The sequence below is a fragment of the Limisphaerales bacterium genome, assembly GCA_014382585.1.
Lineage (GTDB): Bacteria > Verrucomicrobiota > Verrucomicrobiia > Limisphaerales > UBA1100 > JACNJL01.
In genome coordinates, this window is sequence record JACNJL010000026.1 from 33,704 (window position 1) to 52,937 (window position 19,234).

Consider the following 19,234-nt stretch of genomic DNA (forward strand, 5'->3'; position numbering starts at 1 on the left):
CTGGAGAAATTTTTGATGGAACTTAAAGTACAGACACTAAGCGGCGAGGAAACGGGAACGTATTCCGTCGGCTTTGATGTCATTCAAGACGAAAAGGGCGAGCAAGCCGTGCACGACACAGTGGTGGCGTATATGGCCGCCCAACGTAGCGGCACGGCCAAAGCCAAAGATCGCGGCGAAGTGAGCGGCACCGGCAAAAAACCGTGGCGCCAAAAAGGCACCGGTCGCGCCCGGACGGGTTCGCGCCGCACCAATATTTTCTCCGGCGGCGGCGTAGTGCACGGCCCCGTGCCGCGTGATTATTCCAAGAAGGTCAACGCCAAAACCCGCACGCTCGCTTTGCGCAAGGCACTCAGCGAACGGCTGAAAGACGGCGAAGTGACCGTGGTGGTCGATCTCAAACTGGAGACCAAAAAAACTAAAGCCCTCAGCGCCCAACTCGACGCCATTGATACGGAAGCCAAAACGCTTTTGCTTGTGGATGCCGATGCCAGCCAGAACGACAATCTTTGCCTCGCCTCGCGGAATATTCCGCTGGTGGAACTCGCCGAGGCGAGCAGCTTGAATACGTATCAAGTGCTGCGCCCCGATCGCATCGTCATCACCCAAGCCGGCCTCGATGCGGTGGCCGGTCGTCTCAAATAAGGAACGCCATGGATTCATTTACTATTATTAAAGGCGTTTGGGACAAGGAGAAAACCCAAATCCAGCGCGACCTGTACAACCAGCGCCGCACCGAGGGCATGAAGGAATCTTGCGCGCCGCAATACTCGTTTGTAGTTGATCGCCGCGCCAATAAATTCCAAATCCGCAAAGCGGTGCAGGAGCTGTTCAAAGTGGGCGTCACTAACGTGAACACGATGACGGTGCGCGGCAAAGTGAAACGCGGCCGCACCAAGATGGCGGGCTTCACCGGTAACTGGAAAAAAGCTGTCGTCACCCTCAAAGAAGGCGAATCCATCGAACTCGTTTAAGAAAGAATTTCCCGATGCCTATCCGATCTTACAAACCCACCACCCCCTCGATGCGCTACATCAAGCGCTCGACCTTCGAGGAGATCACCAAGACCAAGCCTGAAAAGGCGTTGGTGAAAATCCGTAAGAGAACCGGCGGACGCAACAATCGCGGCCGTGTCACCATGCGCGGCATCGGCGGTGGTGCGAAACAAAAGATTCGCAACGTCGATTTCAAGCGCCGGTTTTCCCGTAAAACGTTCGGCGAAGACGCCACGGTGACGGCAAAAGTTGTCGCAATTGAGTACGATCCCATGCGTTCGGCGCGTATTGCGTTGCTTGAGTACGAAGGTGGCGAGAAGCGTTACATTATTGCTCCGCACAAACTTGGCGTGGGCGATAGTGTTCAAAGCGGGCCCAATGCCGAGCCGGAAATCGGCAGTGCGTTGCCGCTCAAGAACGTACCGCTCGGCGCAACGATTCATAATATTGAAATCACCCCCGGTCGTGGCGGCCAAATCGTTCGCTCAGCGGGTGGTGCTGCTACACTGATGAGCCGTGACGGCGGGATGGCGCAAATCAAACTGCCTTCCGGCGAGATTCGTCGTGTCAAAGAAATTTGCTGGGCCACCATTGGTCAAGTGGGCAATACCGACCACGAAAACCAGGTCATCGGTAAAGCTGGTAACTCGCGGCATCGCGGCATTCGGCCCATTACCCGTGCGGTGGCAAAGAACCCCGTCGACCACCCGATGGGTGGTGGCGAAGCGAAGACCTCCGGAGGCGGGCATCCGGTTACACCGTGGGGCGTTATCACTCGTGGTTTCAAAACCCGTTCCAAGAAAAAGTATTCCAACAAATTCATCCTTGTGCGTCGCGATGGTCGGCCGATGAAACGCAAATAATTAAATCGCATGGCACGTTCAATTAAAAAAGACTGGTTCGTGGAACCCAAGCTGATGGCGAAGGTTCAGGTCCAAAAAGAGAGTGGCCAAAACCGGCCTATCAAAACATGGTATCGCCGCTGCGCCATCCATCCGGATTTCGTGGGGCACACTTTTAATGTTCACAACGGTAAAACGTTTTTGCCGGTGTTCGTCACTGAGAACATGGTCGGTCATAAGCTGGGCGAATTTTCACCCACCCGCGTGTTCAAGGGGCACAGCGCCCACGTGAAGAGGGAGACCAAATAATGGAATTTACCTGCACCACCCGCAATGTTCGGATGTCGGCCAAGAAAGTGCGCGAGGTCACCCGCCAACTGTTGCCGAGGAAAAATAACAAAGGCGAAAAAGAGGGAATGCTGGTAAGCAGGGCGCAGGCTGTGCTCTCCGCGATCCCGCGTAAATCTGCGCGCTTCATTGAGAAGACACTCAACACCGCACTGCACAATGCCGAGCATATCGGCGCGGAATGGAATCTTACCGAGGTGCAGGAAAAAGTGGCCAAGCTCAAGCAGGACATTGAAAACCATTCGGACGAAAACGGTATCATCCAGCGTAAGCACCGCCATTTGATCACCAAACTGGCCAAGCTCGAGACGTACCTGGACAACGGTGGCAAAGTGAACACCGGCAATTTGCGCATCAAAAGTGCGATGGCCACTTCGGCCACGCCGTTGCGCCGTTGGATGACCCGCGCCCGCGGCGGCGGCTCTGTCATTCTTAAGCGCTGCACGCATATCCGCATCACCCTTTCCGACGATTTTAGCGACGACCAATAACATGGGACAAAAAACCAATCCAATCGGGCTTCGCACCGCGGTCACCAAGGACTGGGCATCGAAGTGGTATTCCGACAAGAAGAACTTCGCCGCGTTCATGGCTGAAGATCGAGCAATTCGAGATTTGCTTTACGGCAAGCTCGAGAACGCTGCGGTCACCAAGATTCTCATCGAGCGCGCCGCCCAACGCGTACGCATCAAAATTCTCACCGCCCGTCCCGGCGTGGTCATTGGCCGTCGTGGCGCGGAAATTGATGTGATCAAGGAAGAGCTTGCGCGCATGACCAGCAAGGAAGTGTACGTGGACATTCAGGAAATCCGGCAACCCGAAACCGACGCCCAACTGGTTGCTGAGAATGTGAAGATGCAGCTGGAGCGCCGCATCGCCTATCGCCGCGCAATGAAGCGTGCGGTGCAAACGGCAATGGATTTTGGCGCCGAAGGCATTCGCATCCGGTGCGCCGGACGACTGGGCGGATCTGAGATCGCTCGCGTGGAGCAATATCTCGAGGGCCGTGTGCCGTTGCACACATTGCGTGCGACCATTGATTACGGCTTCACCGAAGCCAAAACCAAAGCCGGTTTGCTGGGCATTAAATGCTGGATTTGTAAGGGCGAAGATTCCCCTGGAAAATCCGGTGAAGAAGAAGTCATCGAGACCGGCGCCTCCAAGGGCAAACAATAACAACTTAAAACCGAACGCTTAGAAAAATAATTTAATGGCCGCCACAATTCCAGCTCGAGTTAAGTACCGCAAAATGCACCGCGGCAGCCGTGCCGGCATTGCGTGGAAGGGCAGCAATGTCTCGTTCGGCGAATTCGGCCTGCAAGCGCTCGACCGCTGCTGGCTCACCACCCAGCAAATCGAAGCCTGCCGCCAAACCATCACCCGCAAAATGAAACGGCGCGGCAAAGTTTGGATTCGCGTGTTCCCGCAAAAATCTTACACCAAGAAACCGTTGGAAGTGCGGATGGGCAAAGGCAAAGCCAACGTTGAAGGCTGGGTCGCCGTGGTGCGCCCGGCAAATATGCTCTTTGAAGTCGGTGGCGTGAGCGAAAGCCTGGCCCGCGACGCCATGCGCCTCGCCGCAGCTAAACTGCCGATCCCAACCCGATTTGTGACCCGACTGTAGTAGCATGAAGACGAAAGAAGAAATTAACGAAATGCCCGCCGCCGAATTGCGCGAGCAAGTGCTGCTGACCAAGCAGGAGCTGTTCAGTCTCACCCTGTTAAAGGGTGGCGGTCTGGAGAAGCCCCATCGCATTCCATTACTGCGCAAACAAATCGCGCGGCTCGAGACGCGGCTCACGCTGCTCCGCAAACAAGCCGAAGCTGCAACCGTGGCCGCCAACTAATTTTATCCATGAGCGAAACCCAAGAAAAACATCGCAAAGAACGCAGCGGCGAAGTCATCTCCAACAAGATGACCCAAACCATCGTGGTGCGCGTGAAGCGCCGCATCAAGCATCCGCTGTACAAAAAAGTGATCACCAAGTTTAAGAAATATTACGTGCACGATGCCGAGAGTGTCGCCCAGCCGGGCAATCACGTGCGCATCCGCGAAACCCGCCCGATCAGCAAACTGAAACGCTGGGAGTTGGTGGAAGTCGTTCGATAGCACGAGACAGCAGGAAAAGAATTATGCTCCAACTTTGTTCAGTATGTGAAGTGGCCGATAACAGCGGCGCGAAGCGTGCCGCCATCATTGGCGTGCTCGGCGAACGCAAGAGTTACGGCGAGATCGGCGATGTCGTGAAGGCCCACATCAAAGAGGCCGCTCCCGATGGTGCGGTGAAGAAGAGCGAGGTGGTTGACGCCGTCATCGTTCGCACCAAGAAAGCCATTCGCCGCAGTGATGGCTCGTACCTGCGATTTGATAACAACGCGGTGGTCATTATTGACGCCGACAAAAACCCGCGCGGCACCCGCATTTTTGGCCCCGTGGCCCGCGAGTTGCGCGAAAAGAAATTCATGAAAATCATTTCCCTCGCACCGGAGGTTCTGTAATGGCTGAAAAAACTCAAGGCAAGAAAAAGCAAAACCGCGTGCGGCGCGATGATCAGGTGAAAATTCTCGCCGGCGAACACCGCGATGCCGAAGGCAAGGTCATCCGTATCCTCGCCGACAATAATCGCGTGGAAGTGGAGATCGAGGGCCTTGCTGAAGACGATATGATCGTGAAGCACCAAAAGCGCAGCACAGAATTCCCGAATGGCACACGCCTCCGTTTGAATCCGACGCTTCACATTTCCAATGTGATGAAGCTCGACCGTTGGAACGCGCGCGCGCAGAAGAAAGCACAATGAAACCCAGACTTTACAGCAAATATCACGAGGAAGTGAAACCGGGCCTGAAGAAGGACCGGAAATATACCAACCTGCATCAAGTGCCGCGCATTGAGAAAATCATCGTGCACATGGGGCTCGACGCCACGCTGGAAAAATCCGCGTTGGAAGATGCAATCAACGACATGAAAACGATTACTGGCCGCAAACCGGTGGTTGATCTCGCTCGGAAGAGTGTTTCGAATTTCAAGCTGCGCGAAGGCATGCCCATCGGTTGTCACGTCACACTGCGCCGCGAAGTGATGTACGAGTTTCTCGATCGCCTCACCGCCGCTGCGCTGCCGCGTATTCGCGACTTCCGCGGCATCAACCCAAAATCATTTGACGGTCACGGCAACTATTCCATGGGCATCACTGAGCAATCTATTTTCCCGGAAATCGAGATGGATAAAGTAAAGCGCACCCAGGGCATGGACGTCACCATCGTGACCACTGCCGGGACGAACGACGAGGCGCTGGATCTGCTCACTCGCATGGGGATGCCATTCGCTCGCAATAAAAAAGCGCCCGCGGCTGAGCCTGAAGCACCGGCGGAAGAAGCTCCGGCCACCGAGAGTAAAGACAGCGAATAATTAGGATAATTTAATATGGCCAAGAAATCGTGGATTGAACGGAACCAGCGCAAAGAGCGCACGGTGGTGAAATATGCCGAGCGGCGTAAAGAAATGAAGGCAGCGGGCGATTACGCCGGACTGGCGCTCCTGCCACGCAATGCCTCCCCCGTGCGGGTAGTGAATCGCTGCCATGTCACCGGACGCCGACACGGCTTCATCCGCAAATTCGGCATGAGCCGCATCGCCTTTCGTGAGGCAGCGTTAAGCGGGATGATCCCGGGCGTCACCAAAGCCAGTTGGTAATAATTTAATACAATGGATCCCGTCGCAGACATGCTCACCAGTATTCGGAACGCCAATATGGCGACCAATCCGGATTGTTCCGTGCCCTATTCCAAGCTCAAGGAAAACGTGGCCCACATTCTCAAGGAAGAAGGCTACATCACCAGCTATCAAGTCACCGGATCGGGTGTCATCAAGCGGCTTGAAGTGGCACTCAAATATAACGGCCGTAAGGGCGTGATTGCGGGCATCAAAAAAATCAGCAAGCCCGGCCTGCGCAAGTACGTGGGTGCCGGCGAGATGCCGCGGGTGCTCGGCGGTTTGGGCGTGGCGATTATTTCCACGTCGGAGGGCGTGATGAGCGGCGCCAGTGCGCGCGAAAAGAAAGTGGGCGGTGAAGTGCTGGCTCACGTTTGGTAATTAAAACTTTTTAGAGGAACAACGATGTCAAGAATTGGTAAAATGCCCGTGCCCGTGCCGAGTACCGTGAAGGTCAATCTCAGCGGTCGGACGATTTCGGCGGAAGGCCCCAAGGGCAGTCTCAAGCTGGATCTCCCCGAGCGCACCGAAGCCAAGCTGGAGGATGATCAAATTATCGTCACCCGCGAAAACGACGAGAAACGCTCCAAGGCCATGCACGGCCTCGCACGCAGTCTCATCAACAACATGGTGATGGGCGTGGACAAAGGGTTTGTCAAAAAACTTGAGATCCACGGCGTCGGCTTCAAAGCCGCCGTGAAGGGGCAGAAGCTCAACCTGTTGCTCGGCTACTCACACGAGATCAATCACGTCATTCCACAAGGCATCACCGTCACCGTGGAAAACGACACCAACGTTACGATCGAAGGCGCGGATAAAGCCGTTGTTGGCAAAATGGCCGCCGAGGTGCGTAGCTACTACCCAGTGGAGCCGTACAAAGGTAAGGGCGTGCGCTACAGCGACGAACACGTCATCCGCAAACAGGGCAAACAAGTTCAATAAGGAAATTTCGATGAGACCCGAACAGAAACGCAAAATCGCACAACGCCGCCGCTGGCGGATTCGCAAAAAACTCCACGGCACCGCTGCGCGCCCACGCATGGCCGTTCGCTTTACCGAGCGCAACATTTACGTGCAATTCATCAACGACGACGAAGGTTGCACACTGGCCTCCGCGTCCACCCGCCACAAGGCGCAGGCTGGCCGTGAAACACTCGCCGCCAACAAAGCCGGTGCTGAAGTGGTCGGCCAAGCCGCCGGCGAAGCCGCCAAAGCCGTAGGAATCAGCAAAGTAATTTTTGACCGCTGCGGCGCGCGTTACGTGCAGGATGGTAAAATCGACATCTTCGCCCACGCGGCAACCCGCGCCGGATTAGATTTTGGTCTCGATTTAGAAAAGAAATCCGCCAAATCCGCAAAAGCCGCCAAGGAAGAGAAGGCCGAAAAGCCGAAGAAGGAAAAAAAGGAAAAGAAACCCAAAAAAGAAAAAAAGGCCGAGCAGGCTGGCCCGGCCGAGAAGGCCAAGCAGGCTGAAGTGACCGAGCCGATTGCGGAAACAGAAAAAGCCGAGGCCGGCAAATAATTTAACCTGAATTAAACGATCATCAACGTGGCAGAGGAAACAACAACACCAATCACCCCCCCCGCACCAGCTGCATCCCCGGCTGAAGCGGCCCCCGCAGCACCTGCAGCAAACACCCCCGCGCCCGCGGCGCAAAATGATCGTGGCCCTCGTGGTGGTGGTGGTGGCAATCGTGGTGGTGGCGGACGTGGCGGCAATCGTCGCGGAGGCCCTCGCGAACGTCGCGCGCCCGCCGTGGTGACCGATTCCGAAGGGAACGAACTGACCGAGAAAGTGGTTTTCATTAACCGCTCGAGCAAAGTGGTGAAGGGCGGTCGACGATTTGGATTTAGCGCATTGGTGGTCACCGGAAACCACAAGGGCGGCGTCGGTGTGGGCATCGGCAAAGCCCGCGAAGTGATCACCGCCATTCAAAAGGGCAACGAAGATGCCCGCCGAAAAATGGTGAAAGTACGGCTTCACGGTGCCACATTGCCGCACGAAGTGTATTCCGTATTTGATGGCGCGCGCGTGTTGCTGCGGCCTGCCTCGCCTGGTACCGGCATCATCGCCGGCAAGACCGTTCGCGCGGTGCTCGAAAGCGCCGGCGTCCGCGATGTGCTTAGCAAATCACTGGGATCGAATAACCCGGCCAATGTGGCCAAAGCCACCATGCAAGCGTTGGAAAGTTTGCGACTGCGCGAGGATGTGTACAAGGCGCGCGGGAAAAAATCAGACTAACTTTTAAGGAGAAATTTATCATGCGATTGCACGACCTCAAACCCAGACCCGGCTCCAAGTCCCGCCGCAAACGTGTGGGCCGCGGCCCCGGCAGTGGCCGGGGAAAAACCAGCACCCGAGGCCATAAGGGCCAAAATTCCCGCGCTGGCAGCAGCACTCGTGCCACCTTTGAGGGCGGTCAGATGCCCTACATCCGTCGCCTTCCCAAGCGCGGGTTCAATAATTTTGTTCATCGGGTCGATTATTTGGCGGTGAATTTAGAAGCGCTTGAAGCCCATTTTGACGAAGGCGCCACCGTGGACGTTGCAGCTATCATCGCCAAGGGCCTAGCCAACGGCAAAGGCAATGTGAAGGTGAAAATCTTGGGCACGGGTGAGTTGAAGAAAAAACTTTCCGTGACCGCTCATAAATTTAGTGCTTCCGCTCAGTCAGCCATTGAGGCGGCGGGCGGCAGTTGTACCGCGCTCATCGCGGCTGCTCCGGCAAACGAACCGGCAACGGAGGAATAATCACGCCTCATGTTCGCCCGGTATTTCCAAACCCTCAGCAATTGCTTTAAGATTCCGGAACTCCGGAGTCGAATTGTTTTTACGTTGTTGCTGCTGTTGGTGTGTCGGTTGATAGCGCAAGTGCCGGTTCCCGGACTGGACGGGTTTGCTCTTTCTGAGTACTTCAAAATTCTTGCTGAAAAGCAGTCCAGCGAAGGCGGGACCTCCTTGCTCGGCATGTACAGCATGTTTACCGGAGGGGCGATGGAGCGTTGTGCTTTGGGGTCGCTTGGCATCATGCCGTATATCAGTGCCACAATTATTTTGCAGTTGATGACTGCAGTGGTGCCTTCTCTGAGTAAACTATCCCGTGAGGAAGGTGGTCGCACACAGATCATTAAATACGGTCGATACCTCACCGTGTTGCTTTGTCTTGGTCAGGGGTTTGTGATGAGCATGGGATGGGAGCATCCCTCAAAAATTCCAGGTTTCGAACAATTCGAAGGTGAATTGGTGATTGGCGCGGCGGACTGGTGGTACCATTTGCGGACCACGTTGCTCCTGACTACCGGCACGGTGATACTCATGTGGTTGGGTGAACAGATTACCGAACGAGGCATTGGCAATGGTATTTCACTGGTCATCACCGTAGGCATTATCGCCCAGATAGATACGGCTGTGTTCTCATTTTATGAGATGTTTGCCAAAAATGATGCGCATGCGTTCAAAGGCGTGTTACTGGTGGGTCTGTTGTTAGCAGTGGTGGGGGCGGTGATTGCCGTCACCCAGGCGATGCGAAAAATTCCGGTTCAATATGCCCAGCGCACTGTGGGCCGTAAGCAATATCAAGGTGGTTCGACCTACTTTCCTTTACGCGTCAACTATGCGGGGGTGATGCCGATCATTTTTGCTCAGGCGATCATGATGTTTCCGGCGCAAATTTTTGGAACGTTGGGCCGCGTGTTGGCCGATAAAGGGAGTGCCATTATGACTGCCAAGGAATCCGGCGGCCAATTCCTAAAATCGCTCGGGGATACAATTACCGGGATGGGCGATGCACTCGCCTATGGAAACGTTTGGAATCTGGTTATGGTGGGGTTGATGATTTTGTTCTTCAGTTATTTCTGGGTGGCCACGCAATTTAATGAAACGCAAATTGCTGATGATCTCAAGAAAGGTGGCGGCTACATTCCCGGCGTGCGTCCCGGCAATGCCACACGCGACTTTTTGCATCATGCCATGAGCCGGCTTACTTTGGCGGGCGCGATGTTCCTGGTGGCGATTGCAATTTTACCCACCATTTTGACCAACGAATTTGATATCCCGATGATCGTTGCCCAGTTCTTTGGCGGTACGAGTGTATTGATTATGGTGGGCGTAATGCTTGATACTATGCGACAGGTGGAAAGTCATTTGGCCCAGCGCCATTACGATGGCTTCCTGAAAACCGGTAAAGTGCGCGGACGATTTAATTAATCCTGTGAGTATTTGTAGTGTAGCCCCATGATCCCGATCAAAACATCCGAAGAGCTGGACGCCATGCGCGAAGCAGGGCGTGTGGCCGGTACGGTGTTGGCGGAGGCATCGGCTTGGGTGAAACCGGGCGTAAGCACCCGTGAGATTGACGAATACGCCGCCAGTCGAATCAAGGCGCATGGAGCCAAGAGCGCATTTTTGGGCTACGAAGTGAGCGGCCGAAAGTATCCGTGCCACATTTGCATTTCGATGAATGATGAAGTCGTGCACGGCCTCGCCGGCAAACGCAAAGTGAAAGAGGGCGACATCGTCAGTCTCGATTGCGGCGTGCGCGTGAATGGATTTATCGGCGATACCGCTCGGACGGTCATTGTGGGCGAGTGTTCCGAAGAAACACAAAAATTGATTGATGTGACTCAGGAAGCTCTGTATGATGGAATTTCTCGCGCATTACCGGGCAACCGGGTGAAGGATATTTCCTGTGCGGTGCAAAATCGGGTGGAAGCTAATGGGTTTTCCATCGTTCGTGAATTTGTGGGACACGGAGTAGGACGGACGGTTCATGAAGAACCGCAGATCCCAAACTTTGTTAGCACCGGCGAGACGCCCGAGTTGCGGCCGGGAATGACGATTGCCATCGAGCCGATGGTGAATGTTGGTGGAATGAAAGTGAAATTTTTGTCGGATGGTTGGACCGTGGTGACACGGGATGGCCGTCCGTCGGCTCATTTTGAGCATACAATCGCGGTGACCGATGGGGAGCCTGAGATTTTAACATGTCTGGAGCAGAAGCCATCCGCGTCAGCGGTTGCGTAGTAGAAGTATTGACGCATCGATTGGTGCGGGTGGAGTTGGAAAACGGCCACCGAATGATGGGCCACACCACGCGGGCCACCAGCGGATTGCTGGCGGAAGCGGCGGTGGGCGATAACGTGGTGTTGGAAGTCAGCACCTTCGACCTTTCCAAGGGAAGGGTCGTGCAATTAAATAGTTTAGAGACAACAACGAAATAAGGAACAACATGAAGGTACGCGCCTCAGTCAAAAAAATGTGCGAACACTGCCGGGTCATTCGGCGGAAAGGCGTCGTGCGTGTCATCTGTAAAAACAAGCGCCACAAACAGCGCCAAGGATAATCTTATGCCCCGCATTTTAGGAATCGACGTACCCTCCGCCAAGCGCATCGACATCGCGCTGCGCTCCATTTATGGCATCGGCCCTGCCGTTGCGGTCAAGGTTTTGGAAAACGCCGGCATCGATGCCGGCACCCGCGCCCACACGCTTTCTGAAGAACAGCTCGCGCAAATTGCCAAGGCCATCCAGACCACCGAGATGCGCCCCTCGCAAACCCGCACGGCACCCAATCCGGAAACCGAGTTGTGCCCCATCCTGGTGGAAGGTGATCTGCGTCGGAAAGTGTCCGAGGACATCAAAAACCTCAAGAGCATCAAGAGCTATCGCGGCCAGCGCCATCAACGCGGGTTACCCACGCGCGGCCAACGCACCCAAACCAACGCCCGTACCCGCAAAGGTCCGAAGAAAACCGTCGGGGCCCAGCGCAAGAAAGACTAATTTCATTTTCATTAACTGACTGAATTATGGCTGAAGAAAAACAAGATCCCGCAACCGAGGCCGAGGCGCCCAAGGCAACTGATGCTGCAGAGCAACCTGCTGCTGAAGTAAAAGAAGAGGCCCCTGCCAAGGAAGAAAAAGCCGAGAAGCCCGCCAAGAAAGAGAAGGCTGAAAAAGCTGATGCTGGCGATAAGGCTGAAGCTGTTGAAAGCGAACAAAAAGGCGAAGAGGCTTCCGCTGAACCGGCTGAACCCGCCGAAGGACACCATTCAGCTCCCACGGCCGCAGATTTACTGTCGGACAATGTTGATGACGTCAAGATCATCAAGGCCAAGAAATCGAAGAATGTCACCCACGGCATTGTTCATATACAGGCCACCTTCAATAACACTTTGGTGACCATCACCGATATGCAGGGCAACCCCATCAGTTGGTACAGCGCCGGTCGCGCCGGCTTCAAGGGCTCCCGCAAAAGCACCTCCTACGCCGCCCAACAAGTGGCCCAACGCGCCGCTAACGAAGCGAAGGCCCACGGGCTGCGCGAAGTGGAAGTCCGCGTTAAAGGACCCGGCTCCGGCCGCGAATCCGCCATCCGCGCACTGCAAGCGGTGGGGCTCGAAATCACGACCATCAAAGACGTCACCCCCATACCCCATAATGGCTGCCGCCCCAAGAAGCGGCGCCGCGTTTAAATCCTAAATATTTTACCAAAATGGCACGTTACACTGGACCCCGACTTCGCATCAGCCGCCGCTTGCGGACGCCCGTCTTTGGCCCCTCCAAATACTTGGAGCGCAAAGATTACCCGCCCGGACAACATGGGCAGAGCCGTCGCCGCAAGGCCACCGACTACGCCCTTGCGCTTATCGAAAAGCAGAAGCTGCGTTTCTATTATGGGTTGATGGAAAAACAATTTCGCGGCGTGTACGAAAAAGCCATTCGTCGCCGCGGCGTGACCGGCGAAATCATGCTCCAAATTTTGGAGACGCGTCTGGACAACATTGTCTACAGCCTCGGCTTTGGCTATTCCCGTGCGCAAGCACGGCAAATGGTAACCCACGGCCACGTACTGGTAAACGGCAGCCGCGTGAGCAGCCCCAGTTACGTCATCAAGGAAGGTGACAAAGTCGGCGTGAAAGACACCGACAAAAGTCGCCACCTCGCTGACAAAAATCTTGAGTATTCTACCAGCCGCAATGTGCCGGATTGGTTGAGCCTCGACAAAGATGCCTACGAAGGCGTGGTGGAACGGATCCCCACCCGTGACGATATCCAACCGATCGCCAACGAACAGGCGATTGTAGAATTTTATTCCCGCTAACCGTTGCCGGCCTTTCGGGGCCGGTGCAACCCTGCAATTATAGGGGCCGCTGGCACGCGGGAACGAAGCCAGCAGTCAGATTAAAATTGCAACCTAGAAAAAGAAAAATATGCCAATACGACTCGGACGATTTGAACAACCGAAGCACCTCCGCAAGGAAGGTGAGGAAAAAAACTACGCCAAGTTTGTCGCTGAACCATTTGAGACCGGCTATGGTCACACGATCGGCAACTCATTGCGCCGCGTGCTGCTTAGCAGTCTCGAAGGCTCGGCCATCACCTCCGTTAAAATTGATGGCGCGCAGCACGAATTTGCCGCCGTGGAAGGCGTGGTAGAAGATGTCTCGGAAATTGTTCTCAACCTCAAAAAAGTGAAGTTCAAACTCCACTCGCGTGATCCGCAGGTTTTGATGATCGCCGTCAACAAAGACGGTGCTGTGACTGCTGCCGACATTGAGCTGAACCAAAACACCGAGGTGATCAACCCCAAGCAGCACATCTGTACGCTAGACAAGAAAATGAAATTCCTGATGGAACTCGAGGTCCAAGTCGGCCGCGGTTTTCTCAGCGGTGATGACAACAAAAAGGCCAATCAAGCCATCGGCGTCATCGCAATCGATTCAATTTTCTCACCTGTCACGAAGGTGCGTTACGATGTGAAAGACGCCCGCGTGGGCCAACGCACGGACTACGACAGCCTCGAGCTGGAAATCTGGACCGACGGGCGCATCAAGCCAGATGACGCCCTTACCCAAGCCAGTGCCATCCTCCAGCATCACCTCGATGTGTTCGTCGATTACGATCAGGAAGCCATTGAGTTTGAGGAAGCCAATGAAAGCCACGACGAGGAGAAATCCGAATTGCGCCGGTTGTTGGCCATGAGCGTCAACGAGATTGAACTCTCCGTGCGTGCCGCCAACTGCCTAAACAACGCCAACATCACTACCGTAGGCCAGCTCGCCACCAAATCGGAGGCGGACATGCTCAAGTATCGCAATTTCGGAAAGAAATCACTCAATGAAATTAAAGACAAACTCGTCGAGCTGAAGCTCGGTCTCGGCCTCACCTTCGAGGAAGGCATCTACGATGCCAGTGCCGAACCTCAACCGCAAAACGGAGCAGACGAATTCGGCTCCATGGAAGAAGAAACCGTGGACGCCTCCGGAGTCGCCGGTCTCGCGTTTGACGATTAACGAACAAGACAATGCGCCACCGTAAACGCACCGCCAAATTAGGCCGCACCAGTGAGCACCGCACCGCGTTGCTCGCCAATCTGGTGTGCAGCCTCATCAAACACCGAAAAATTCAAACCACCCTCGCCAAGGCCAAAGCCGCCCGCGTGGTGGCCGATAAAATGGTCACCCTCGGCAAAAAAGGCCAGGAGAAGGATAACGCCATTCAGTGCCGCCGCCTTGTGGCTGCGCGATTACAACAGCAACCGCGCCACCATTTTTCCAAGCACAATGGCGTGAGTGGTAAAGTGCGGCGCGATGAATGGCGCCAAAACGAAGATGTGGTTCGGATTCTTTTTGAAGATATCGCTCCCACCTTTGCCGAGCGCAATGGCGGTTACACGCGAGTCATCAAGCTCGGGCGTCGTCGCGGCGATGCCGCCGAAATGGCCATCCTTGAGTGGGTAAAAGACGGCGACACGCCTGTCCGCGAAAGCAAAAAAGCGCCCCAATCCAAAGAATCCAAAGAATCTAAAGCCGAAGCAGTTGCCGAAGCAGTTGCCGAGGAAGTGGTTGAAGAATCCACCACCGCCGAACCCACCGAAGAGGCTTCCAGCGAGGAAGTCACTGAACAAGCTGTGACTGAGGAAGCAACAGAAGAAGTTGCGCCCGAGGAAACGGAAACTGAGGTACCCAAGGAAGCCGCGACTGAAGAACCGGAAGCCAAGTCTGAAGAGGAACCCAAATCCGACGACAACAAAAAATCCGACTAACCGACGCCTCGTCAACCAACCCAATTCCAACCCACCCCGTTTGCATGACGGGGTGGGTTTTTTATTGGGCCTGCCGGAGAATTCAGTATCCTTCGCGTGATGAATTACGCGGATTATCTGGTTCTGTTTCTTTACTTTGCCGGAATGGCCGGCATCGGTTTCTGGGCGATGCGGCAGGTGAAAGGGCAGGAGGATTATTTCATGGGCGGCCGCAAATTCGGCAAGCTGATGCAAACCTTTGCCGCCTTTGGCGCGGGCACCGGCTCCGCGGATCCCGTCAACACCGCCCGAGGCACCTTCGCCAATGGGATGAGCGGCATGTGGGGCGTGATGTACTGGCTCTTCGTCACGCCCATCTACTGGATCAGCGCCGTGTGGTATCGCCGCATGCGCTGCCTCACCCTCGGCGATTGGTTCACCGAACGCTACGAATCCAAATCAATGGGCGTGGCCTACGCGATCTTCGGCTGCTTTTATTATATGGTCTACGGCGCGATGCTCTTCACCGCCATCGGCAAAGTCGCCGTGCCGCTGATGGGGCCGGAGCTGTTTGGGATACAAACGGAATACGTGCTTGTGCCGTTGGTCGCCATCATCGTCACCTTGTATGGCGTGCTGGGCGGGCTCACCGCCGCGTACTGGACCGATCTCATCCAAGGCATCTGCATCATCCTGCTTTCAATATTACTCATCCCCTTTGGCCTGAACGCCGTGGTCAAAAAATTCGGTGCAGCGGGCGACACGTGGACCGATGGCTTCCGCGTGATGCACGAGCAATTGCCCGCGTCCACTTTTGAAATTGTGGGCGGCGGCGCGGCCAGTGAATTTCCGTTGTACGCCATTGTCACCATTGTGATTATGAATATGATCGGCATCGTACTCACGCCGCATTTCATCGTCACCGGCGGCGGCTCGGCCAAAAGCGAGCACGACGCCCGCGTAGGGCTCGTCACCGGCAACTTCATCAAACGCTTCTGCACCATTGGCTGGGTCATCACCGCGTTGATTGTGCTCACACTTTACGGCGGCGGCGAACTCATCAATGACGCCGATATGGCGTGGGGCGTGGCCACCAAGGAATTGCTCGGCCCGCTGGGCATCGGCTTGGTCGGCCTGATGCTCGCGTGTTTGTTGGCGGCGCTGATGAGTAGTGTGGATTGTTATATGCTCGTGTGCTCGGCGTTGGTGGTGCGCAATATTTACGTGCCGTATTTCAACCCCAAAGCGGAAGATCGGGAATGCCTTCGCCTCGGTCGCATCACCGGCGGCATCGTGGTGCTGGGCGCGGTGCTGATTTCCGTCACGATGCTCGATATGTTCAAGCAATTGGAACTCACGTGGATTGTGCCGATGACCTTCGCCGCATTGTTTTGGCTGGGGATGTACTGGCGCCGCGCCACCACGAGGGCCGGATGGATTACGATTGTCTTTTGCCTGCTCACATTTTTTATTCTGCCGCGTGTGATTCCCGCCGTGGCACCAAACTTGCGGACTAATCCGGCTTTCACGCAGGTGAATCAGCCCGCAGAAGAAAACGCTGCGGGCGGTAAATCCATTTATTGGACCGGTGGTGTGAAGGAAGTGGAGGGCACCGCACGCGGCGAAGGTTCGTTCCGTTTTGATATGATGATTTACGACAAGGCGTTGGGGTATGACCTGACAAAGGTTCGCAATGCGACGCTGAAGACGCTGGAGTTTCCGTTCAAAATTATTGCGCCGTTTTTGGTGATGATCATCGCGAGCTTGCTCACGCGGCCCAATTCCAAGGAGGCGCTGGATCGTTTGTATGTGCGAATGAAAACGCCGGTTCGGCCTGATCCTGATGAGGATGAAGTCGAGATGGAAAAAAGCTACGCGGAGCCGAGTCGTTACGATGACCGAAAACTGTTCCCCAAAACCCAACTGGAAATCCAACGCCCCACGCCGATGGATTTCTGGGGGTTCATCGCCTGCTTCGCGATATGTTTCGCGATTATCGGCATCGTGCTGTGGGTGGCGCAGATTGGGGCGTAAACAAATCCGCTATTCCTCGCCGTTGCTTTGGTTGCTGGCGATGACTTTTTGTTCCATCTCGCGCGGCATGTTTTCGTAATGGCTCAGCGCCTCGGTGTGCAGGCCGCGGCCTTCGGTGAGTGAACGCAGGTTGGTCGAGTATTTATAGAGATCCATTTGCGGTACGTGCGCCTTGACCACTTGGAACGCGCCGTCGGCGTCCATCCCTTGGATTTTGCCGCGTCGGCTGTTGAGGTCGCCCATTACCGCGCCCATAAATTCTTCGGGCACCATAATTTCTACGTGCATGATGGGCTCGAGCAAACAGGGCTTAGCGGATTTGAAAGCTTCGCGAAAGGCGTGTTTGCCAGCGGTTTGGAATGCGACATCTTTGGAGTCCACGGGGTGTTCTTTGCCGTCGTAGAAATCGATCTTCACATCCACCACGCCGTAACCGGCAATGATGCCATCGCGGCAGGCTTGCTCCACGCCTTTGCGCACGGATGGCACAAAGCTGCGGCTGACGTTTTGCCCCACGAGTGATTCGATAAATTCTACGCCCGAATCGCGTTCGCGCGGTTCGATGCGCATCCACACTTCGGCAAATTGGCCGGCACCGCCGGATTGTTTTTTGTGCCGATACTTGCTTTCAGCCGGAATGGTAATGGCTTCGCGCAATGGCACGCGCGGTTCGGTCAATTCAATTTGAACGTGGTAGCGTTCCTCCAAGCGTTTGCAAACCACGGTGAGGTGCAGCTCGCCCTGGCCGGAAATGACCGTTTGGTGCAGGTCACCATCCACGCGATAAATGAAAGTGGGATCCTCCTCGTGCAACGCGGCAAGGCCGGCGGCAATTTTGTCCTCATCGCCCTTGCCCTTGGAGCGCAGGGCGAAGTGGATATTTGCTCCCGGGAAATCAATCGGCGGCAGCGCGGCATCCAGTTTACCGCCCACGAGGGTATCGCACGTGTGCGTGTGCTTGAGCTTCACCAATGCGCCGAGGTCGCCCGGTGCGAGTTCATCCGCCGATACGCGGTCCTTGCCGTTGAGGATGTGAATTTGGTTGATGCGCTCGGAAGCTTTGTGCGTGGTGTTCTTCAAATCCGCCCCGTGTGTGAGCGTGCCCGCGTGTAGTTTGAAAAACGATTGCGATCCCACGTGGCCTTCGTTCATCGTTTTGTAAATGAACAGCACCGGATCCTTGTCGGTGAGGTTGATTTCCGTTTCGGATTGATCGGACTGGATGCCTTTGCTCACCGGATGATCGGCGGGCGAGGAGCCATAACGCGCGATGAAATCCATCAGGCAAGTCACCCCCACATTGGTCGTGGCCGAGGTGGCGAACACGGGGATGAGCCCTTCCGCCTGCAGCGCCTTGTGCAATCCGCTGCGGAGCTCTTCCTCGGTGAGATTGCCTTCCTCGAAAAATTTCTCCAGCAATGAGTCGTCCGATTCAGCGATGAGCTCGATGAGTTCCGTGTGCAAATCTTCCGCTTCGACGGAATCTTCTTCGGTGAATGTGCCGCTGCCGTCGGTCTTGTAAGTCAGAAGCTTTTTGTTCAGCACATCGATCACTTGATTGAAGCCGGGGCCGACGTTCATTGGCACCGTGAGGGGCATCACTTTGTTGCCAAAGTTTTCGCGCAAGCTGGCCAGCGCAGCATCGAATTCCACGAGTTCTTTATCTAGTCCGTTAACTGCCACCAGGTGTGGAACGCCGAGTTCACGCGACCAGTCCCAAACTTTGGTGGTGCCGACCTCCACGCCATTGGCGGCGTTGATGACCACCAGTGCCGCATCGCACACGCGTAGCGGTCCGAGGGCCTCGGCCATAAAATCGAGGTAGCCGGGCGTGTCGATGAAATTCAGCTTTTTGCCGCCAAACTCCACACACAACGGCGTGGCGTTGATGGAAATTTTCCGTTCCTTTTCCGCATCGTGATAATCGCTCATCGTCGTGCCAGCCTCGATGCTGCCCAGCCGGTTGATGGCGCCCGCGGCGGCCTCGATGCTTTCGGCGAGCATTGTCTTACCCGATGAGGCGTGGCCCACAATGGCGAAATTTCGAATATCTTCTGAGGGATAAGTTTTCATAGGTCCAATTAAACTAGGGGTTGAAGGATGGAGGTTGAGGGTTGGGGAAGGGCGGGGAAGGGTGAGGCACAAAATTGGCCGAGTGTGGGGGCGGCAAAGGAAATTCCTCCGCCCCCGCACGGCACAAGCCCACACAGTCCTGTACGGAAACAATCCATGGTGGATTTGCCAATTGTTTCCGCGGGGAGCGGATTGGCAAGGAAAATGTG

29 protein-coding genes are annotated in these 19,234 nt (G+C 55.3%); 28 read left to right on the forward strand and 1 reads right to left on the reverse strand.

Annotation, left to right across the window (positions count from 1 at the left end; all coding sequences use genetic code 11):
* Window positions 1–15: 15 nt before the first annotated feature.
* The 28 genes from rplD (at window position 16) to H8E27_03730 (ending at window position 16,952) form a co-directional block, all read left to right on the forward strand.
* The gene (rplD, locus tag H8E27_03595) at window positions 16–645 is read left to right on the forward strand and encodes a 50S ribosomal protein L4 (protein MBC8324689.1); all 630 of its coding nucleotides are present in this window, start codon (window positions 16–18) and stop codon (window positions 643–645) included.
* Between the two features lie 8 nt (window positions 646–653).
* Window positions 654–974 (forward strand): 50S ribosomal protein L23, encoded by a 321-nt coding sequence (gene rplW / locus H8E27_03600; protein MBC8324690.1) that lies wholly within the window; start codon window positions 654–656, stop codon window positions 972–974.
* 14 nt (window positions 975–988) lie between these two features.
* Window positions 989–1,858, forward strand: a complete 870-nt coding sequence (gene rplB, locus H8E27_03605) for a 50S ribosomal protein L2 (GenBank protein MBC8324691.1) — start codon at window positions 989–991, stop codon at window positions 1,856–1,858.
* A gap of 9 nt (window positions 1,859–1,867) precedes the next feature.
* Window positions 1,868–2,146 (forward strand): 30S ribosomal protein S19, encoded by a 279-nt coding sequence (rpsS, locus tag H8E27_03610; GenBank protein ID MBC8324692.1) that lies wholly within the window; start codon window positions 1,868–1,870, stop codon window positions 2,144–2,146.
* Window positions 2,146–2,676 (forward strand): hypothetical protein, encoded by a 531-nt coding sequence (locus H8E27_03615; protein MBC8324693.1) that lies wholly within the window; start codon window positions 2,146–2,148, stop codon window positions 2,674–2,676. Before rpsS ends, H8E27_03615 begins: the two co-directional genes overlap by 1 nt.
* Before the next feature lies 1 nt (window position 2,677).
* Window positions 2,678–3,361, forward strand: coding sequence for a 30S ribosomal protein S3 (gene rpsC / locus H8E27_03620; protein MBC8324694.1), 684 nt, complete (start codon window positions 2,678–2,680; stop codon window positions 3,359–3,361).
* 34 nt (window positions 3,362–3,395) lie between these two features.
* The gene (gene rplP, locus H8E27_03625; protein ID MBC8324695.1) at window positions 3,396–3,809 is read left to right on the forward strand and encodes a 50S ribosomal protein L16; all 414 of its coding nucleotides are present in this window, start codon (window positions 3,396–3,398) and stop codon (window positions 3,807–3,809) included.
* Window positions 3,810–3,813: 4 nt separating this feature from the next.
* The gene (rpmC, locus tag H8E27_03630) at window positions 3,814–4,032 is read left to right on the forward strand and encodes a 50S ribosomal protein L29 (GenBank protein ID MBC8324696.1); all 219 of its coding nucleotides are present in this window, start codon (window positions 3,814–3,816) and stop codon (window positions 4,030–4,032) included.
* 8 nt (window positions 4,033–4,040) lie between these two features.
* Complete coding sequence (rpsQ, locus tag H8E27_03635) at window positions 4,041–4,295, forward strand: 30S ribosomal protein S17 (protein MBC8324697.1); 255 nt, start codon at window positions 4,041–4,043, stop codon at window positions 4,293–4,295.
* A gap of 23 nt (window positions 4,296–4,318) precedes the next feature.
* Window positions 4,319–4,684, forward strand: a complete 366-nt coding sequence (rplN, locus tag H8E27_03640) for a 50S ribosomal protein L14 (protein ID MBC8324698.1) — start codon at window positions 4,319–4,321, stop codon at window positions 4,682–4,684.
* Window positions 4,684–4,983 (forward strand): KOW motif-containing protein, encoded by a 300-nt coding sequence (locus tag H8E27_03645; protein MBC8324699.1) that lies wholly within the window; start codon window positions 4,684–4,686, stop codon window positions 4,981–4,983. The genes rplN and H8E27_03645 overlap by 1 nt, the downstream gene beginning before the upstream one ends.
* Entirely contained in the window at window positions 4,980–5,594 is a 615-nt protein-coding gene (gene rplE, locus H8E27_03650) for a 50S ribosomal protein L5 (protein MBC8324700.1), read from the forward strand. Before H8E27_03645 ends, rplE begins: the two co-directional genes overlap by 4 nt.
* Before the next feature lie 15 nt (window positions 5,595–5,609).
* Window positions 5,610–5,879 (forward strand): 30S ribosomal protein S14, encoded by a 270-nt coding sequence (rpsN, locus tag H8E27_03655; protein MBC8324701.1) that lies wholly within the window; start codon window positions 5,610–5,612, stop codon window positions 5,877–5,879.
* A 12-nt stretch (window positions 5,880–5,891) separates the two neighbouring features.
* The gene (gene rpsH / locus H8E27_03660; GenBank protein MBC8324702.1) at window positions 5,892–6,278 is read left to right on the forward strand and encodes a 30S ribosomal protein S8; all 387 of its coding nucleotides are present in this window, start codon (window positions 5,892–5,894) and stop codon (window positions 6,276–6,278) included.
* A 24-nt stretch (window positions 6,279–6,302) separates the two neighbouring features.
* Entirely contained in the window at window positions 6,303–6,839 is a 537-nt protein-coding gene (gene rplF / locus H8E27_03665) for a 50S ribosomal protein L6 (protein MBC8324703.1), read from the forward strand.
* A gap of 10 nt (window positions 6,840–6,849) precedes the next feature.
* The gene (locus H8E27_03670; protein MBC8324704.1) at window positions 6,850–7,419 is read left to right on the forward strand and encodes a 50S ribosomal protein L18; all 570 of its coding nucleotides are present in this window, start codon (window positions 6,850–6,852) and stop codon (window positions 7,417–7,419) included.
* A gap of 51 nt (window positions 7,420–7,470) precedes the next feature.
* Window positions 7,471–8,139, forward strand: coding sequence for a 30S ribosomal protein S5 (gene rpsE, locus H8E27_03675; GenBank protein ID MBC8324705.1), 669 nt, complete (start codon window positions 7,471–7,473; stop codon window positions 8,137–8,139).
* 20 nt (window positions 8,140–8,159) lie between these two features.
* Window positions 8,160–8,648 carry a 50S ribosomal protein L15 gene (gene rplO, locus H8E27_03680; protein ID MBC8324706.1) on the forward strand — a complete coding sequence of 163 codons (489 nt, stop codon included), beginning with the start codon at window positions 8,160–8,162 and terminating at the stop codon, window positions 8,646–8,648.
* A 9-nt stretch (window positions 8,649–8,657) separates the two neighbouring features.
* Entirely contained in the window at window positions 8,658–10,103 is a 1,446-nt protein-coding gene (secY, locus tag H8E27_03685; protein ID MBC8324707.1) for a preprotein translocase subunit SecY, read from the forward strand.
* 27 nt (window positions 10,104–10,130) lie between these two features.
* Entirely contained in the window at window positions 10,131–10,919 is a 789-nt protein-coding gene (gene map, locus H8E27_03690) for a type I methionyl aminopeptidase (protein MBC8324708.1), read from the forward strand.
* Window positions 10,880–11,116, forward strand: coding sequence for a translation initiation factor IF-1 (infA, locus tag H8E27_03695; GenBank protein MBC8324709.1), 237 nt, complete (start codon window positions 10,880–10,882; stop codon window positions 11,114–11,116). Before map ends, infA begins: the two co-directional genes overlap by 40 nt.
* Before the next feature lie 8 nt (window positions 11,117–11,124).
* The gene (gene rpmJ / locus H8E27_03700) at window positions 11,125–11,238 is read left to right on the forward strand and encodes a 50S ribosomal protein L36 (protein ID MBC8324710.1); all 114 of its coding nucleotides are present in this window, start codon (window positions 11,125–11,127) and stop codon (window positions 11,236–11,238) included.
* A gap of 4 nt (window positions 11,239–11,242) precedes the next feature.
* A complete protein-coding gene (rpsM, locus tag H8E27_03705; GenBank protein ID MBC8324711.1) occupies window positions 11,243–11,674 on the forward strand; it encodes a 30S ribosomal protein S13 in 432 nt (143 codons plus the stop codon).
* 26 nt (window positions 11,675–11,700) lie between these two features.
* The gene (rpsK, locus tag H8E27_03710) at window positions 11,701–12,366 is read left to right on the forward strand and encodes a 30S ribosomal protein S11 (GenBank protein MBC8324712.1); all 666 of its coding nucleotides are present in this window, start codon (window positions 11,701–11,703) and stop codon (window positions 12,364–12,366) included.
* Between the two features lie 20 nt (window positions 12,367–12,386).
* Window positions 12,387–12,995 (forward strand): 30S ribosomal protein S4, encoded by a 609-nt coding sequence (gene rpsD, locus H8E27_03715; protein MBC8324713.1) that lies wholly within the window; start codon window positions 12,387–12,389, stop codon window positions 12,993–12,995.
* 109 nt (window positions 12,996–13,104) lie between these two features.
* Window positions 13,105–14,187 carry a DNA-directed RNA polymerase subunit alpha gene (locus H8E27_03720; GenBank protein ID MBC8324714.1) on the forward strand — a complete coding sequence of 361 codons (1,083 nt, stop codon included), beginning with the start codon at window positions 13,105–13,107 and terminating at the stop codon, window positions 14,185–14,187.
* A gap of 11 nt (window positions 14,188–14,198) precedes the next feature.
* The gene (rplQ, locus tag H8E27_03725; protein MBC8324715.1) at window positions 14,199–14,939 is read left to right on the forward strand and encodes a 50S ribosomal protein L17; all 741 of its coding nucleotides are present in this window, start codon (window positions 14,199–14,201) and stop codon (window positions 14,937–14,939) included.
* A gap of 99 nt (window positions 14,940–15,038) precedes the next feature.
* Window positions 15,039–16,952: a sodium:solute symporter family protein gene (locus tag H8E27_03730; protein ID MBC8324716.1), complete on the forward strand. Its 1,914-nt coding sequence runs from the start codon at window positions 15,039–15,041 to the stop codon at window positions 16,950–16,952.
* Window positions 16,953–16,961: 9 nt separating this feature from the next.
* Here H8E27_03730 and H8E27_03735 read toward each other — a convergent pair whose 3' ends face one another.
* Window positions 16,962–19,025, reverse strand: a complete 2,064-nt coding sequence (locus H8E27_03735) for an elongation factor G (GenBank protein ID MBC8324717.1) — start codon at window positions 19,023–19,025, stop codon at window positions 16,962–16,964.
* Between the last annotated feature and the right edge of the window lie 209 nt (window positions 19,026–19,234).

Coding starts and splice junctions, on each gene's coding strand:
- rplD (MBC8324689.1), top strand. CDS start 16: ATGGAACTTAAAGTACAGACACTAAGCGGCGAGGAAACGGGAACGTAT.
- rplW (MBC8324690.1), top strand. CDS start 654: ATGGATTCATTTACTATTATTAAAGGCGTTTGGGACAAGGAGAAAACC.
- rplB (MBC8324691.1), top strand. CDS start 989: ATGCCTATCCGATCTTACAAACCCACCACCCCCTCGATGCGCTACATC.
- rpsS (MBC8324692.1), top strand. CDS start 1,868: ATGGCACGTTCAATTAAAAAAGACTGGTTCGTGGAACCCAAGCTGATG.
- H8E27_03615 (MBC8324693.1), top strand. CDS start 2,146: ATGGAATTTACCTGCACCACCCGCAATGTTCGGATGTCGGCCAAGAAA.
- rpsC (MBC8324694.1), top strand. CDS start 2,678: ATGGGACAAAAAACCAATCCAATCGGGCTTCGCACCGCGGTCACCAAG.
- rplP (MBC8324695.1), top strand. CDS start 3,396: ATGGCCGCCACAATTCCAGCTCGAGTTAAGTACCGCAAAATGCACCGC.
- rpmC (MBC8324696.1), top strand. CDS start 3,814: ATGAAGACGAAAGAAGAAATTAACGAAATGCCCGCCGCCGAATTGCGC.
- rpsQ (MBC8324697.1), top strand. CDS start 4,041: ATGAGCGAAACCCAAGAAAAACATCGCAAAGAACGCAGCGGCGAAGTC.
- rplN (MBC8324698.1), top strand. CDS start 4,319: ATGCTCCAACTTTGTTCAGTATGTGAAGTGGCCGATAACAGCGGCGCG.
- H8E27_03645 (MBC8324699.1), top strand. CDS start 4,684: ATGGCTGAAAAAACTCAAGGCAAGAAAAAGCAAAACCGCGTGCGGCGC.
- rplE (MBC8324700.1), top strand. CDS start 4,980: ATGAAACCCAGACTTTACAGCAAATATCACGAGGAAGTGAAACCGGGC.
- rpsN (MBC8324701.1), top strand. CDS start 5,610: ATGGCCAAGAAATCGTGGATTGAACGGAACCAGCGCAAAGAGCGCACG.
- rpsH (MBC8324702.1), top strand. CDS start 5,892: ATGGATCCCGTCGCAGACATGCTCACCAGTATTCGGAACGCCAATATG.
- rplF (MBC8324703.1), top strand. CDS start 6,303: ATGTCAAGAATTGGTAAAATGCCCGTGCCCGTGCCGAGTACCGTGAAG.
- H8E27_03670 (MBC8324704.1), top strand. CDS start 6,850: ATGAGACCCGAACAGAAACGCAAAATCGCACAACGCCGCCGCTGGCGG.
- rplO (MBC8324706.1), top strand. CDS start 8,160: ATGCGATTGCACGACCTCAAACCCAGACCCGGCTCCAAGTCCCGCCGC.
- secY (MBC8324707.1), top strand. CDS start 8,658: ATGTTCGCCCGGTATTTCCAAACCCTCAGCAATTGCTTTAAGATTCCG.
- map (MBC8324708.1), top strand. CDS start 10,131: ATGATCCCGATCAAAACATCCGAAGAGCTGGACGCCATGCGCGAAGCA.
- infA (MBC8324709.1), top strand. CDS start 10,880: ATGTCTGGAGCAGAAGCCATCCGCGTCAGCGGTTGCGTAGTAGAAGTA.
- rpmJ (MBC8324710.1), top strand. CDS start 11,125: ATGAAGGTACGCGCCTCAGTCAAAAAAATGTGCGAACACTGCCGGGTC.
- rpsM (MBC8324711.1), top strand. CDS start 11,243: ATGCCCCGCATTTTAGGAATCGACGTACCCTCCGCCAAGCGCATCGAC.
- rpsK (MBC8324712.1), top strand. CDS start 11,701: ATGGCTGAAGAAAAACAAGATCCCGCAACCGAGGCCGAGGCGCCCAAG.
- rpsD (MBC8324713.1), top strand. CDS start 12,387: ATGGCACGTTACACTGGACCCCGACTTCGCATCAGCCGCCGCTTGCGG.
- H8E27_03720 (MBC8324714.1), top strand. CDS start 13,105: ATGCCAATACGACTCGGACGATTTGAACAACCGAAGCACCTCCGCAAG.
- rplQ (MBC8324715.1), top strand. CDS start 14,199: ATGCGCCACCGTAAACGCACCGCCAAATTAGGCCGCACCAGTGAGCAC.
- H8E27_03730 (MBC8324716.1), top strand. CDS start 15,039: ATGAATTACGCGGATTATCTGGTTCTGTTTCTTTACTTTGCCGGAATG.
- H8E27_03735 (MBC8324717.1), bottom strand. CDS start 19,025: ATGAAAACTTATCCCTCAGAAGATATTCGAAATTTCGCCATTGTGGGC.